This window comes from Mesorhizobium sp. WSM4828, assembly GCF_055811175.1.
Genome location: NZ_JBVVQK010000064.1, coordinates 1 through 13,822 on the forward strand (window position 1 = coordinate 1; position 13,822 = coordinate 13,822).

Consider the following 13,822-nt stretch of genomic DNA (forward strand, 5'->3'; position numbering starts at 1 on the left):
GGACCGCCTCAAGGACATGGAAACTTCTATCATCAGGCATAGGCGCAGACATAGAAATTGACACTGTAAGCTCCTCGGCTTCTTCAGTGTCACTATCTCTCGCTCATCACCTCAAGCCGCGCCAGATGGGGTCGGCTTAGCGCTTACGATGGAGGCGCTGGGTGCATCGAAGAGCGAACGAGAGCCTGAAGGCCTTTGCCGAGCGGCCGCTAGGCTTGCGCTCGGAAGCGCGCTCTTATGCTGATCGCGCGAGACACCGCCACGGCAATGGTGACATTGACGTGGAAGACCCGACGTTGGGCACCACTCAGACGATCGGCATACAAATGAAAGGATTGGCCAAACAGCCGCTTAAGCCATTTGTCTCGGGTAAGACCCTCTGCCGAGCTAACCGCAAACGCGGCGCCGGGCTCTCGCGCGAATTCGTTGTGGTGAACAGCGCTTGATTGGTAGATTCCTTCGCCTTCAGCCGGCGCAACTCGTCTCGGTTTCATCGACGAAACCTGGATCAAGACCAATGTGGCTCCGCTGCGCGGTTAGGTGCCGAAGGGGCAAGCGGTTGCGTGGCCTGGCCCCGCACGGTCACTGGCGCACGCTGACTTTCATCGGCGCGTTTCGAATGTCGAGCCGCAACGCGTTGCCGTGCTGAAGCCCGGCGATATCGTCGTCGTGCGGCAGCCATAAGTCGGCAGCCATCAGATCAGGCAGATGATCAGGCCGCTGGCGCCAGTCTTTGGAACCTGCCGCCCTTATTCTCCCGACCTCAATCCGATCGACAAATCGACGCGCCAGCACCATTGCACCCAATCTATACAATCATTCAGCCAGCTCCGTGCCTGTCAACGAGTTCTTTTACCCTCCGTTTGCGGTGCATCCCAGCGTCTGCCCAGCGTTTCGATATATCAGCGCATTTCAGCTGCATGTCCCGAAGGAGCGTTTTTGCCACGGAAAGTTGGTCGTCGGTTGACCGTTTTCCAGGTCCTCCCCCGAACTGCAGAGCATCCCTGCACTCTTCGAGACTTTCCGGTAATACGCCAGCGAGGTGGCTGGCCAACTCGCTTCGGCGCGCTGCAACGGAGCTATCCTGAGACAGACGGTTGGCGATCTGGCCAATTATCGTGTGGGACTTCCTGAAAGGGATGCCTCGCGACGCCATCCGTTCGGCGGCGACGGCCGTCATTGATGACCCGTCTTCCAGATTTTCACGCATCGACCTCTCGTTGAACGACATAAACCTCACAATTATGGATGTGAGGGTGATGGCCCGCTTAAGGGCATCTTCCGCAAGTTTCATAGGAGAGCAGCCGTAGTTGCTTGTCTCGATCGAGTTGCTGAACGGCGATTTGCAGGTAGCTGTTGCCGCAGAAATATACGCGCCCATCACGGTGCTTGCCGATCCCTTAATGTGTTCAAGCAGAAAGGGGTTCTTCTTTTGGGGGAGCATGGAAGAGCCGCCGGCAAGACTGTTAGGAAGGTCGACGAGCGCGAATTCCCGCGTCGTCCAAACCTGCAGGTCCTGGGCCACACGACTGAGCAAAATTGATACGCCAGCGAAGACTGAAAGCCCCTGCAGGTGATAGTCACGGCTTGCGACCGCATCAAGTGAGTTGAACGACGGCAGTTCGAATCCCAGAAGAGTCGCGGTTTTCAAAGGATCTATTGGCATACTGGTGCCTCCGCCCGCCCCGGCCCCCATCGGGCAATTCCTGACGTCTTCCAGCAGGCAATGGAGGCGCTGGCGCTCGCGCCCCAGAGCGAAGAAGACGCCAAGCAAGTAATGCCCTGGCGACCCAGGGAGTGCGATCTGGTACTGACTGTACAACGGAGCCACTAGTCTCGATGCTCCTTCCGCTCGCTGAAGCAGGGCATCTTGTGCAATTCCAATCTGTTGGGAAATGGAACACGCGGCATCCCGGAAAGCCAGGAGAGAAATGGTCGCGTTCAAGTCGTTGCGGGACCTCGCAAGGTGCAGCCAGCCGGCCTTTTCTGTGCCAGCTCTGGCGGCAAGTTCGGCCTCATAGGCAAGGTAGAGGCCACGCGGAGCTTTGCGGCCCTCTAAAGACTGAAAGCCCTCGTCCTGGAGGTCCAAGATGTGCTTGAGGAGATCGGCAGCGGCTGCTTGGCTGATTAAGCCTTGATCCGCAAGCATCAGCAAATGTGCTTCGTCTATGGCCGCCTGGTACTGCAGAAGACGACCATCACGGGAGATTTCGATAGGCGGAGCGAGCAACTTCATCGCTTCGGGATGTAGGTTCCACCCGCCCTCGCTTGGCCCAGCGACTTGGGTGATGGCCGTTTCGTCAGTAGCTGTCTCGATTTCGATTACGATGGAATCGATCATCCGTTGCGCTGCCGCAGCGGCGGCGTTGAGGTCATCAGCGAGCCCTATGGCGTAGGCTACGCGGTCTCTAAAGTCGCCATTTATTTGAACTTCCGCCCCCTCAGATTTCAGGAGCCCCGCCTGGGGCACTGTCGGGTCCGGATTTCGAGAAAAGCCCAGGCGTTTGATCTCCCCGGACGTGTGAGCAAGTCGGAAACGGATGGCTCCCGCTCTAGCGCTCGCTCGTGGGGGCGTGAACCCTTCTCCCGCGTAAAGTCTAATCACCATGTCAAGGATTGACGTGCCTAAGGCGTGCGAGAGCATCACAGGAATCATTCCTCCAGCCAGCCTGGGATTGACCTCGATGATGACGGGGCCTGACTCCGATACCACGAATTCTACATGAGCCGGGCCGAACTCCAAGCCGAGAGACGATACCGCGCCGGCGGCAAAAGAAGCCAGTTCCTTGAGGGACCACTCCGGGAGAGGGGCCGGGAAGTCGTGCCCCACCTCCACGAAGCAGGGAGGCGGACCTTTGTGCTTGGCAAGAATTCCAAGACAGTGCAGCGTTCCCTCGTAGGCGATGATCTCTGCGGAGTATTCCTTACCCTCCACATATTGCTGGATCAGGATGTCGGGACTGGCCAGATCCACTTGATGCAACAATACGCCCTTTGCACTCTCAAACGCCTCGATCACGGCCGATGCACTATCGCACAACCGCACGCCGCTACTGCCGCTGCCGGACACCGGCTTGACGACCACCGGCAGAGTAATTTGGGCGAGAATATTCTCGACGTCTCTGACGGAAGTGGCCAGCCGTGTTTCAGGGATCGTGATAGATTGTCGCTGTAACTCGGCCGCTTGCTTCCATTTGTTCCGGCAGGTGGCTATAGCCTCCGAATTCGCTGCTGGTAGCCCCATCTCCATCGCGGCACTTGACGCTGCTTCCACAAAATAATCCGACGACGAATATATGCCTGCCAGGCTTCTTAACTTGCCAGCGACCCCGACGAGTTCGTCCGGTCGGCGCGTTTCAGCTTCGATCACTTGGGCGACCGAGTCCTTAAGAAACGGATAGCGCGCAGGATTGCGCGTAACAAGGTAGGTCTCAAAGCCTAGGAATCGGGCCCGCTTCATCAATAGTTCGCCGGTGCCAGTCGTGTTGCTTTCCACGAAAAGGAAGCTACCTCTGTTCATCAAACTTCCTCCAAAGGCTCAGGATAGTTTCCCGGCACTTCCGCTTCCAGAGATATCGATTCCATGGCGGGAGAGCGGTCGAAGGGTGGTTTTCGGTGGCCGGCTCGTCTAGCAGAACACCTTCAAGTAGACATCCGTTCTGCTTGAGCCACTCGCGATCGTAAACGGCTTCAACGTAGCGGTGGCCTTCATCGGGGCATATGACGACTACGGTTTCTCCTGGATATTGCCGAGCGCGCCAACGCCCAACGATGTAGCTCGCTCCGGAGGTCGGACCGGCGAAAACGGCGTGGCGCTCGTGGAGGGTTCGCGTTGCAGCAAATGCGAGCGGAGCCGAGATGAGATGCACCTCGTCATATAGTTCATGCTTCACATTCTTGGGGACAAGACTGTTCCCCAGCCCCCGCAGTTTCCGTTCGCCATCCTGTTGACCAAAAATAACGCTGTTGAAAGTGTCCACTCCAATCAGGCGCATGCTAGGGGATTTTTGGCGGAGGCGCTCTGTTGTTCCGCAAGTAGACCCGCCTGACCCCACAGAGCCGACCAAAGTTACGTCGGCGTCCAGCATCCCCGATATCTGATCGGCGAAGAGCTTATAGGCTGCGGGGTTGTCCGGTGTTTCGTATTGCCGGGGGCAGAAACAGGAGTGGCTCAACTGTCTCATCCTGGCATGTAATGCGTCGAGGCGGCTTCTTTGATAGCCGCCGTGCTTTGCCTTTTCAGTTATTACAAAGACTTCGGCTCCCAATGAGCTCAACCTGTTTCTAAGGCCTTTGTCCATCACTGGGTCCGTGAAGATTTCGAGTTGGAAACCACGTTCCCGGCAAACTACGGCCAAACCGAGCGCGAAGGTTCCGCTCGAGGTCTCGAGAACTTTCATGCCGTGTGACAAAGTTCCTCGAGCCAGCGCTTGCTCGATGATGTACTTTGCAGGGAGAAGCTTCATGAAAGCGAACTGCGCAAGATAAAGATTCGTCTCACACCTGATGATGCTGGGGAGAGCATAGGCATCAGAATAGCCGGAGAATGGCAGGTGTTTGCGAATTGCGTCCATATTGCTTACCTCACTGGCACCCAGTCACATGGTCAAATATATTTTCGGCGAGTCGTCGAACGGCGCTACATGGGCGAGCACGGACCGGAGCTTCCGCGGGAAGTCAGCCGCCATTCGGTCAAGCAGGATTCCAGTCATTGTGCCGCTGTGCGCGACGATGACTCCGAGAGCGTCAGTGGCCTCGGATGCTGCTAGCATCGAGTTCAAATGCACCTTTGGCGTACGATCCTGATGCATGAGCGCACTGGTCGTAGCTATTCTGCCTATCGTGGCCGTGTCACCCTGCGGAATTGCTATTCGTGCGCGGTCGAGTAGCTGGTTATATTCTGCTCTGTGACTGGCGGAGATTTCACCTCGCCGTTGATCATAGTCGACGGTTTCGACCGTCCCTCCTTCATCGATGCCGACGATTGCAAGCGGCGGCATTTGCCCTAGGAAGGAGAGAAGGCTACATGCTCGCTGCTGATATGCGACCACTCCTGGATACATCACCCCGTCGGATGGCTCGATCTCCGCCATCAGCTTCTCGATCAATGATGTCCGGACTCTACGCGTGAAGCAGCAGGCGATTGACCGCGCAGTCGCAACAAGATCAGCAGACGAACTCGCCAGCCCTTTGCCTTCGGGGAGATCGGATTGCAAAAAGAGGATTCCTCCCGAGGCGCCGAGCGCAGTCACAAGATTCTCGGCCAATCGTTTTGCTTTGAGTTTATGTGGCGGATAAACGGTTACAGACAGTGTGCCTGCAACCGGAATGAAGTGTGCTCGCGCAAACAGCGCGATCGGCATCGTGACCAAGAAGTGAGGGGCCCTTGGAGCGGAGCCGACCGGCAACTGGCCTTGCAGCAACTCGCCGAATGTGCCGCAACAAAGAGCGGCGCTGCACTGAACCCTTGGCTGCTGCTCGTCCTCGGAGATAATCGGGGCCGCATCTTCGAACGATTGGTGAGCCATGTATGGCCTCCAAACTTCATCGGCGGCCGCTTCGAGAAGTTCTCTAGTCGAAATGCTCGCCCCGTTTCCTCGAGGGCCGATAGTAGAATTTTCGATCGCCATATCACTTCCCCCGCCAGGTACATTAAGTACCTAGGGGCGCTATGCGCCTGCCTCGGTATTTGAGGGGCAACGTATCATTGCAAGCGATTTTGGATCGCAAAGATTCTGTGAAATTACTTGTAAGATCTGTTGCACCGTTTGATTACCGGCCGGTGGCATGGAGCGCATCAGAGTCCGTTTTGAAAATCAGGGATGGGCGCTTCTGCGGATGAGGTTTCCGCCCATAGCGACGAGGATCATGCGTGAGAGACGTCGATGCGCTTCTCGTAGACGCACGAGGCGTCGCCAGCGCGTCACCCATCCGAAGGTTCGCTCGACGACCCAGCGGCGGCGCAAGCCTTCGAGGCCCTTCTGGTCGTCGGATCGGCGGATGATCTTGACCACGAAATCGAGGTATGCGGCTTGTTCATGAGCTTGAGCCGATCGTAGGGCGTGGGCGAACAGGTGTTTCACCCAGGGCAGCGCTTGCGGATGCCGTCCAGAATCGCCTGAGCCCCGGCACTGTCGGAAATGCCGGCCGGCCGTCAGGTTGACCATCAACAGCGCCCGCCCGTATCGACGGCAATGTGGCGCTTCCGGCCGACAATCTTCTTGCCGGCTTCGTAACCCCTTGTTTCAGCTTGCGGAGCCTTGACCTACTGCCAGTCGATCACGCCAGCCGTGGGACTGGCCCGTCCCCCCGCTCGCGATCCAGCATCAGCGCTGATCGAGGTGCTGCAGGCGTACACTCGCCCTGTGGTCTGTGCTTTTGAGGCGACCGGGAACTATCACCGGCCGATAGCATGGCGCCTGGCGGAATCGGGTTTTGAGGTGCGGCTGGTGTCATCGCTAGCACTGGCCGAACACGAGAACCGTTGTACAACGGCTGGGAAAACAACCGATCCAAAGGATGGCCAGGTGATGCTGCACATGCTCAGGATCAATGCGACACAATGTACGATGATGCGTTGCGCGCCGGCATCGACGACGTGCAGGAGCTGTCGATTACCCATGAAGCGTGAAGATGTCAGAGACGAAGTTGAAGGTCCAGCGGGCGTTGGTACGATCGGGCACGAGCATGGGCCTTGCGCGTGCCGAGTGCCCGCTTGCCGCCCCCGCGCCGCCGCACCTGCAGCTTGTCCTCCCGGTAGAGGCGCCGCAGTTTCTTCTGGTTCATCGCGATGCCCTGCCGATCTAGCGTGACGCGGATCCTGCGATAGCCGAAGCGCCGGCGCTCCGCCGCCACGGCCTTCATCGCCTCCCGCAACGATTTATCGTCCGGACGGATGCTGATGTAGCGCACCGTCGAACGGTCGATGTTCAGAGCCTGTCACGCCCGACGCTGGCTCACCTCGTGCACCTCACAGGCATAGCCACCGCCTTCCGCTTCGCATCGGGCGACCATTAATGGGATGGTCCGCCCCGTTCTCCCGCATCGTCCGGCAGTCAAACAGAGGAGGTTGCAATGTCCCGACGCAATATGCCGCGCCCTGCGCCGGCAAACTAGTCCGGAGCGCGCCCTGCATCGAGCGCTCGCTATTCCATGGACAGCTCAGCCTAAGCTGCCGACCAACGGAAATCCTGTTCGTCAATCCACATGCGTTGAAGGATGACTGCCATTCGTCTGGCCAGGGCGACCGACGCACGTCGGGCACCCTGTCGGCTGGCAATCTTCATTGCCCAGGATGACGTTTGCCGCCTCCAACCAGCCGTTCGCGTCTGACTGCCACCCACTTGGTGATGCGACGGAACCCTGCAGGCGTACGAAAGTCCCCGAAGAAGGAACCCGCGGCGACATAGCAGATCGTAATCTAATCCCCAACGCTCGGAAATGGCGTAATCGACCAATGGAGCAAATCGACGGCACGTTTAAGGATCGCTTCAGTGGAAGCAAGGCTGGGTGAACTGGCAACGACGTGTCCGACGCTGTCTCGGTAATCGCCTTTCCTAATGATCTGCGCCTTGGGTTGAAGATAAAATTTGACCTCGGCCACACCTGGTACAGCAGCTTCCTGAGCGTCATCGGCGGTCCACTCGAGGATGCCATCACGATCAGCAACTAGGAACCGCGCGGTCGCGATCTGCGACTGCTTTTTGTGCAAATTCCATTCTTCGCCAATAGCAGCCTTGATGTGCTCCGTGACGACGTCAATACCGTAAGCAAGCTGAAGCAATTGGGGGACCGGCGCACCATGTAGCCGCGGATTGACTTCAATGACGACTGGGCCACGCTTCGTCCACCGGAATTCGATGCCCGTTGGCCCCCAGCCAAGCCCGAGAGCTCGCAAACAGCTCTGCGAAACATCCACGATACGCTCATGCTCATCATCACTCAGCAGCGCCGGAATGGTCCAAGCACGGCTGACGAAATGCGGAGGAGGGCCGCCCTCAACGGTGCCAATCCCAATGATCTTATCTCCCATTATATCGGCCCAATAAGAAGGGCCATGTGCGAATTCTTCGACCAGCATCCTCGGCGGGGACCGCCATATGTGCTGCCCGCTCAACAGATAGGTCGTTTGTTCTTCTAACTCATCGAGATCGCGGCACAGTCGAACACCCATGCTGCCGCTGCCTACGGTTGGCTTAACAATCACTGGCAGCCCGATCTCTGCGGCAGAGCTTTGTACGTCCGTCCTATTCGCGGCCAAGCGATATGCGGGAATTGGAACGCCGGCCTCCGCGAGGAGCTTACGTTGAGTGAATTTATCGTAGCATTGTTCGATAGAGTCGGGGTTCGGTCCCGGTAGATCGAAATGTCGGCAGAGCTTGCCAACTGTTGCATAAACCGACTCATCGTCGCCCGAAAAACCGGTAATACCGGCAATGTCATAGGTCATCCCCACCAGGGAGCACTCGCGGATCAGCGCATCGAGATTGTCTGTATCAACGCGGATGGCCTCACTTGTTTCCGCCGTTAGATAATCGTACTGAGCTGGATCAGTCGACATGGTAATTGGATGAAGGCCAAGACGCTGGGCCGCTTGGACGTATAGCAGACCGTTGCCCCTTGGATGACCTTCAACCAGAATAAGCGCCCTTCTTGTCATCTGCGTGGACTCCATTGCGTGCTGCACCGAGGCCGCAGCAATATCAGCATCGGCCTTGTCGGTGCGGGGCCTCAGATTAGGGTGAATGTAACAGAGCCAGTGACCTGCAATCGCAAAGGTTCTGTAAATTCATTTGAAGCTTCTGTTGCGGCGGATTGATTGACCCAAGGAGGACTCCAAAACTAATGGTCGAGCATCGAGACTACGAACTGCTCCGCCTGTGAGAGTTGGGATTTAATCCCTAGTTCGCATGGTGCCCGCCCGGCCGATCGAGGCGGCCTTCCGACCGAAGCGACGGCCGCCCAGGTCCTGGTCTTAAAATATGCCGATCATCTGCCCCTCTATATCGTCAGCCGCAGATCTACCCCCGGCAGGGCATCAATCTCGATCGCTCCACGCTTGCCGACTGGGTCGGCCGCGCCGCGTTGGCACCTGCGTCCGGTACACGAGCGATTCCTTGCAAGTTGAAGACTTCACCAAAACTCTTAGCCGACGAGACGACCGCTCCAGTGCTCGATCCCGGCCGCGCCAAGACCAAGACCGAGCAGCTCAGGGCCTATGCGCGCGATGACCTGCCATGGGAGGGGAGCGACCCGCCGGGCGTCGCCCATATCTATGCGCCAGACCGAAAGGCCGAGCGTCCGATCGCTCATCTCGCAGGAAATCCTGCAGGTCGACGGCTATGGCGGCTATCGCGTGCTGGCCGACGAAAGCGGCGTCACGCTCGCCTTCTGCTGGTCGCATGTCTGTCGGGGCTTTGTGCCGACACCTTCCGGCTCCTGTTTGCATTCGCGCAGACACGCCTTGGCAGGTCTCCGTCGCAGTTGACACTGCGGGTTTTGGACGTGCCTTCCATCGGCGCATTATTGGAGGACCTCGAGACACTGCGATCCGCCTCAGTGAGGACCCGGAAGCTCCGCCTCACGGCCATTCGGTCTGTCTTCAGATATGCGTCGTTCGAGGAGCCGGCCCATAGCGCCCAGATTCAACGCGTGCGCGTGATCCCAAGCAAGCGATGCGACAAGCGTCAGCTTCAGTTTCTCATCAGGCCCGAGATTGAAGCGATCCTGGGCTGTCCGGATCGCGGCACATGGCTGCGACGGCATGATCCCACTCTGCTGTCGCTGGCCGCGCAAACAGGATTGCAAATCTCGGAGATCATCGATCTCGACCGGTACTCGGTGATGCTGGGGCACGGTGCCCACGTGCGATGCGTTGGCAAGGGCCGCAAGGAGCGAAGTACGCCGCTCACCAAGGTTGCGCAGCAAGCCCTTCGGGGCTGGCTCAACGAGCCTAGCAAGCGGGGTGCGACGGCTCTCTTCCGAACATGCACGGCGGCAAGTGAGCGCCGACGGCGTGCCGGCGCAGTTGAACAAATATGTCGCCAAGGCTCGCGAAACACTGGGTCGCCCTCCGCTCGAAGCGGGTGTCGCCCCATGTTTTGAGGCACAGCGCCGCCATGGAGCTGCTGCAGGCAGGCGTCGATTGTTCGGTCATCGCCCTATGGCTGGGCCATGACGCGATGGAAACGACGCTGACCTATCTTCACGTACAACCTTGAGCTGAAGGAATCCGCACTTGCCAAGCTGAAGCCATACGAACGCGCAAAGGCCGAACTATTTCGGCCCAACGACCGGCTTCTTGAGTTCCTGAACGCTCTTTGAGCATTGGGAACTATGCCTAGTGTCAACGACCGGATCTTGGTCGAAATGGCGGGGAAAAGCACTTCATACCGCCATGATCGGAAGAGGCGCTCGGCATAGGTCGGCGGTCGGCATAAACATGCAAGCTCAATGGTGTCGAGCCGCTCGGCTATCTCGCCAATGTCCTCACCAGGATTGTCAATGACCATCCGAACAGCCAGACGGACGACCTGTTGCGTTGGCCTACATCAGCAAGATCGAGCTCAAGGCTGTGGCCTGAGAACATTGCTTGAGGGCGTTCGGTGACACCTTCGAATGTTTCGATGATGGGCCGCTCTAGTGCCGATACGCTGCTCAGCCGCTCCCTCTCGGACGGCCTCTCGGACGGGAGCGGCAGAGCAGCCGTCGCGACAAGTCGCCAGAATGCAATCAGTAGCTCGCGCGCTGTCCTTTTGGTATCGAAGGAACCGTCAAGCCAACAAGACCGTGCCATAGCGCACGCGAGCGTTGAAGGCCCGCGTAAAACCGTGTCGCGCCCGTTTTGCGCTAGCCTGCCTGAATTTCTGGATGCTTTGCATCTTCTGCAGCGCGCTACCCATCGGTCGGCTACCTTGCCGCTCTCAGCCGGACATAGAGGAAATCTAAGCTACACTAGTGTGAAGCAAGCGAAGCTCAGTTTCGATCCGGCGACTGGTTGCGCTATGATCGAAGATAACTACCATTTTTACCTGGATCGCGCAGGGGGCCGCAACCTGTATTTTTCCGGATTCTGTAGTTGATTCTGGAGGAAGGGCGACGGATGCTTTACTTTGGCAGTGCAGTGGTCTATATGGCTGTTCGAAAAACTAAGTGGCGATAGTAGGGGTTTTGCCCCCTCAAATTCACATAGAACCTGACACATCTGGGACCTAGTTGGCGCGGTGCTTGTCCTGATGGTGACTGCGATTTGGTCCTTTCATCATCACACGAACCATCCGCATTGTGGGGGCGGCCTTTGGCTGGCCCAAGCAGATTACGATCAGCTTCGGCTAAATTCTTAGCGTTTGAGGGGGGACTATAGTGGCTCGTGTTGTATTGGTTCGGCATGAAGATGGACCGGAGGACGATCGGGTCGTTGAATTTTTCCGGGCGCACGGCGTCCACCACCAGACGATTAGACCCTTCTTGGGCGAGCGGTTAGACGATGTGGATTCATCGGTCGTCGGAGGTGTGATCTTTGGCGGGAAATTTAACGTCTTCGACGATCACGAGCACCCGTTTCTCAGGGACGAAAAAGAATGGGCCGAGCAATGCCTGAAGCAGAACGTTCCCCTACTTGGGATCTGCCTCGGCGCCCAAGTCATGGCTACCGTCCTGGGCGCGAAGGTTGGACCTCTTCCTGGCGATCCGGGCGAGTTCGGCTACTATGAAATCGTCGCAACCGAGTTCGGGAAAGCCTATCTCCCGGAACGGCTGCACGTCGCGGAGGCGCACTATCACCAATTCGAGATTCCGGCCGGCGCCGACCTCTTGGCCAAAAGCGAGCTATTTGAGCACCAAGCATTCCGTTACGGTGAGAAGGCCTTCGGATTCCAATTCCATCCCGAGGCAAGTCCGTCCGTGTTTCGCCGATGGCAACAAGATCCGGGAAAATACGTAAGACAAGGCGCCCAGGACCGTGCCAAGCAAGACAGGCTGATGAACCTCCATGACGCCGCGCAACATGTTTGGTTCATGAGGTTCCAGGAGCGCTTTTTCGAGCCGGCGGTGGACGCTGCCTGTTTCATTAAGCGCCGATCGTCACCGGGTTGAAGAAGCGGCGGTCTGTAAGCAAACGGCCGTTCTCAGCTGCGGGGCCGGGTTAACCCGGGGCGTGGACTAGACGCTTGACCGGGGTGTGAGGGGCGGCCCGCCCGTACTCTTTAGGCTAAAAAGGAGACGGGGTTCTCTATGTGACAGGTAAGTCAAGCGCCTGTGAGCTTTCCGTTTCGTGCTTCTCTATCCGGCGCTTGGGCCTCCCTTGATGGGATCAGAAGAATGAGGCGGAACAAATCTCGGGAGTGTCCTGATCGTTGTGATGCGACCGGCACTGCGACCCTCGCGAACTCGCCTAATTCGCGACGGCAGGCGCGCACCGGTGATGTTTGGGATTTGGACGAAGTCGTGGTGAGATGCGGCCTGGTTCCTTCCCGTTTTCTAAACGACAGGTGGCTGTCTCGGGGCGATTATTGAGCCTGTTGTGCGACCGAGGGTCGAGACCGGGGCGCCATACCGCACCCCAGGAGCGAAGCTTGTCGGTCAAGCTCGAAGCGCTTGAACTTTACCTGCGAAAGAGGAGCTTTGCTGCTGAGTTCAGCGCGTGCCCGCAAACGAGCACGCCCAACACCGCGACATGCGCTTCGCTGCGGCTAATGATGAAACAACTCATGTGCTTCAGGCCGGTACGCGTCGCCCATCCCGGGTTACATTCCCGAGTTCGATGTTGACGAGCTTTGAGAGCATTGCTGGTAAGATGCCCCAGACCGTCCCGCGACCCATCTCAAATGGTGTCACGTTAATGCCTGTTGCCAAAATGTTTAACAACAGTATGAAAAGCTTAACAAATGTTTTCTTTCAATATTCTTCACGACATGCAGAATTGGGCCAAGAAGGCATGAATATGGATGGAAAGCGCATGATCGATAAGATTTGTGAAGCAGTTTCTACATCTCAACTTGAAGACTATTTCAGTGAAGATTACTTACATTTTTGTGATGTGGTCAATCCGCCGGAAACAAATGACCGAGACACAAGCGTGGTCTGGGATATTCTGTCCCTTAAACAAGGAAGCTCAGTTCTTGAGCTTGGATGCGGGTATGGGCGGATTACCAACCGGTTGGCTGAAAAAGGAGCGCAGGTAACCGGACTTGATATCTCGTCGATCTTGCTAAAAAGGGCTGAAACTGATGCGGCTGAACGCGCAGTAAACGTTGAGTATGTTCTGGGTGACATGCGCTCACTTCCCTGGCGAGATCGATTTGACGCGGCTTTTCTGTGGTACACCACGTTTGGCTATTTCGATGACGAGGACAATGAGAGAGTTCTTCGTGAAGCTGCTTCTTCACTTCGAAAGGGCGGCCGCCTTCTGATCGATCATGCCAATCGCTTCGATTTCCTGCGTTACAAGTCGCCTATCTACGTCGTGCAGCGTAACGACGATCTAAGGATCGATATAGTCAGCAACGACGTGCTAAGCGATCGCCTGAATATCGAAAGGATTTTCGCCCGCGATGGAAGCGTTAGACGAACGAACCTTTCTTTCAGACAGTACGGGTTTTCCGATTTTGTTCGCATGTTAAAAAGCGCGGGGTTCGAGACTGTCGAGGCTTATGGGCAGGAAGGTGGAACGTTGACCTCAGACAGCTCGAGACTCGTGGTTGTCGCATACAAATAGTACCAGCGGCTCTGTAGTGAAGGGAAATGCACATGCCTGCATTTAGTCAAGAAGAATATCGCGCGCGCGTGACCCGGCTGCGCCGGCAGATGGCCGAGCGTGGCATCG

General features: G+C 57.3%; 8 protein-coding genes and 9 pseudogenes. 10 read left to right on the plus strand and 7 right to left on the minus strand.

Annotated elements, in window-relative coordinates; all coding sequences use genetic code 11:
- Positions 1–480: 480 nt before the first annotated feature.
- Positions 481–619 (plus strand): annotated as a pseudogene (locus AC0L2X_RS31845) (IS630 family transposase); the annotation flags it as partial.
- A 21-nt stretch (positions 620–640) separates the two neighbouring features.
- A pseudogene (locus AC0L2X_RS31850) lies at positions 641–783 on the plus strand (transposase); the annotation flags it as partial.
- A 37-nt stretch (positions 784–820) separates the two neighbouring features.
- On the opposite strand, the gene AC0L2X_RS31855 reads toward AC0L2X_RS31850, so the two are convergent.
- From AC0L2X_RS31855 to AC0L2X_RS31870, 4 genes and pseudogenes are all read right to left on the minus strand, one after another.
- Entirely contained in the window at positions 821–3,520 is a 2,700-nt protein-coding gene (locus AC0L2X_RS31855; RefSeq protein ID WP_473601135.1) for a lyase family protein, read from the minus strand.
- Complete coding sequence (locus AC0L2X_RS31860; RefSeq protein ID WP_473601136.1) at positions 3,507–4,574, minus strand: cysteine synthase family protein; 1,068 nt, start codon at positions 4,572–4,574, stop codon at positions 3,507–3,509. Before AC0L2X_RS31860 ends, AC0L2X_RS31855 begins: the two co-directional genes overlap by 14 nt.
- Positions 4,575–4,598: 24 nt before the next feature.
- A complete protein-coding gene (locus AC0L2X_RS31865; RefSeq protein WP_473601137.1) occupies positions 4,599–5,528 on the minus strand; it encodes a GHMP family kinase ATP-binding protein in 930 nt (309 codons plus the stop codon).
- 288 nt (positions 5,529–5,816) lie between these two features.
- Positions 5,817–6,316: pseudogene (locus tag AC0L2X_RS31870) on the minus strand (transposase); the annotation flags it as partial.
- A 49-nt stretch (positions 6,317–6,365) separates the two neighbouring features.
- On the opposite strand from AC0L2X_RS31870, the pseudogene AC0L2X_RS31875 reads away from it, so the two are divergent.
- Positions 6,366–6,509: pseudogene (locus AC0L2X_RS31875) on the plus strand (hypothetical protein); the annotation flags it as partial.
- Positions 6,485–6,631 carry a hypothetical protein gene (locus tag AC0L2X_RS31880; RefSeq protein ID WP_473601142.1) on the plus strand — a complete coding sequence of 49 codons (147 nt, stop codon included), beginning with the start codon at positions 6,485–6,487 and terminating at the stop codon, positions 6,629–6,631. The pseudogene AC0L2X_RS31875 and the gene AC0L2X_RS31880, both read left to right, overlap by 25 nt.
- Here the strand turns inward: AC0L2X_RS31880 and AC0L2X_RS31885 are convergent.
- The 3 genes and pseudogenes from AC0L2X_RS31885 to AC0L2X_RS31895 form a co-directional block, all read right to left on the minus strand.
- Positions 6,627–7,010: pseudogene (locus AC0L2X_RS31885) on the minus strand (IS3 family transposase); the annotation flags it as partial. The gene AC0L2X_RS31880 and the pseudogene AC0L2X_RS31885 overlap by 5 nt on opposite strands.
- 156 nt (positions 7,011–7,166) lie before the next feature.
- Positions 7,167–7,295, minus strand: a pseudogene (locus AC0L2X_RS31890) (IS110 family transposase); the annotation flags it as partial.
- A 125-nt stretch (positions 7,296–7,420) separates the two neighbouring features.
- Positions 7,421–8,659 carry an ATP-grasp domain-containing protein gene (locus AC0L2X_RS31895; protein WP_473601138.1) on the minus strand — a complete coding sequence of 413 codons (1,239 nt, stop codon included), beginning with the start codon at positions 8,657–8,659 and terminating at the stop codon, positions 7,421–7,423.
- 273 nt (positions 8,660–8,932) lie between these two features.
- On the opposite strand from AC0L2X_RS31895, the pseudogene AC0L2X_RS31900 reads away from it, so the two are divergent.
- From AC0L2X_RS31900 to AC0L2X_RS31925, 6 genes and pseudogenes are all read left to right on the plus strand, one after another.
- Positions 8,933–9,421 (plus strand): annotated as a pseudogene (locus AC0L2X_RS31900) (IS66 family transposase); the annotation flags it as partial.
- Positions 9,422–9,720: 299 nt separating this feature from the next.
- Positions 9,721–10,104, plus strand: a pseudogene (locus tag AC0L2X_RS31905) (tyrosine-type recombinase/integrase); the annotation flags it as partial.
- A gap of 14 nt (positions 10,105–10,118) precedes the next feature.
- Entirely contained in the window at positions 10,119–10,220 is a 102-nt protein-coding gene (locus AC0L2X_RS31910) for a hypothetical protein (RefSeq protein WP_473601139.1), read from the plus strand.
- Between the two features lie 219 nt (positions 10,221–10,439).
- A pseudogene (locus tag AC0L2X_RS31915) lies at positions 10,440–10,595 on the plus strand (transposase domain-containing protein); the annotation flags it as partial.
- A gap of 766 nt (positions 10,596–11,361) precedes the next feature.
- Complete coding sequence (locus AC0L2X_RS31920; protein WP_473601140.1) at positions 11,362–12,093, plus strand: glutamine amidotransferase-related protein; 732 nt, start codon at positions 11,362–11,364, stop codon at positions 12,091–12,093.
- A 547-nt stretch (positions 12,094–12,640) separates the two neighbouring features.
- Positions 12,641–13,714: a class I SAM-dependent methyltransferase gene (locus AC0L2X_RS31925; protein ID WP_473601141.1), complete on the plus strand. Its 1,074-nt coding sequence runs from the start codon at positions 12,641–12,643 to the stop codon at positions 13,712–13,714.
- Positions 13,715–13,822 lie beyond the last annotated feature (108 nt).

Excerpts from the sequence above, each read along its gene's own strand:
- AC0L2X_RS31855 (WP_473601135.1), bottom strand. The coding sequence starts at position 3,520 with ATGAACAGAGGTAGCTTCCTTTTCGTGGAAAGCAACACGACTGGCACC.
- AC0L2X_RS31860 (WP_473601136.1), bottom strand. The coding sequence starts at position 4,574 with ATGGACGCAATTCGCAAACACCTGCCATTCTCCGGCTATTCTGATGCC.
- AC0L2X_RS31865 (WP_473601137.1), bottom strand. The coding sequence starts at position 5,528 with ATGGCTCACCAATCGTTCGAAGATGCGGCCCCGATTATCTCCGAGGAC.
- AC0L2X_RS31895 (WP_473601138.1), bottom strand. The coding sequence starts at position 8,659 with ATGACAAGAAGGGCGCTTATTCTGGTTGAAGGTCATCCAAGGGGCAAC.
- AC0L2X_RS31910 (WP_473601139.1), top strand. The coding sequence starts at position 10,119 with ATGGAGCTGCTGCAGGCAGGCGTCGATTGTTCGGTCATCGCCCTATGG.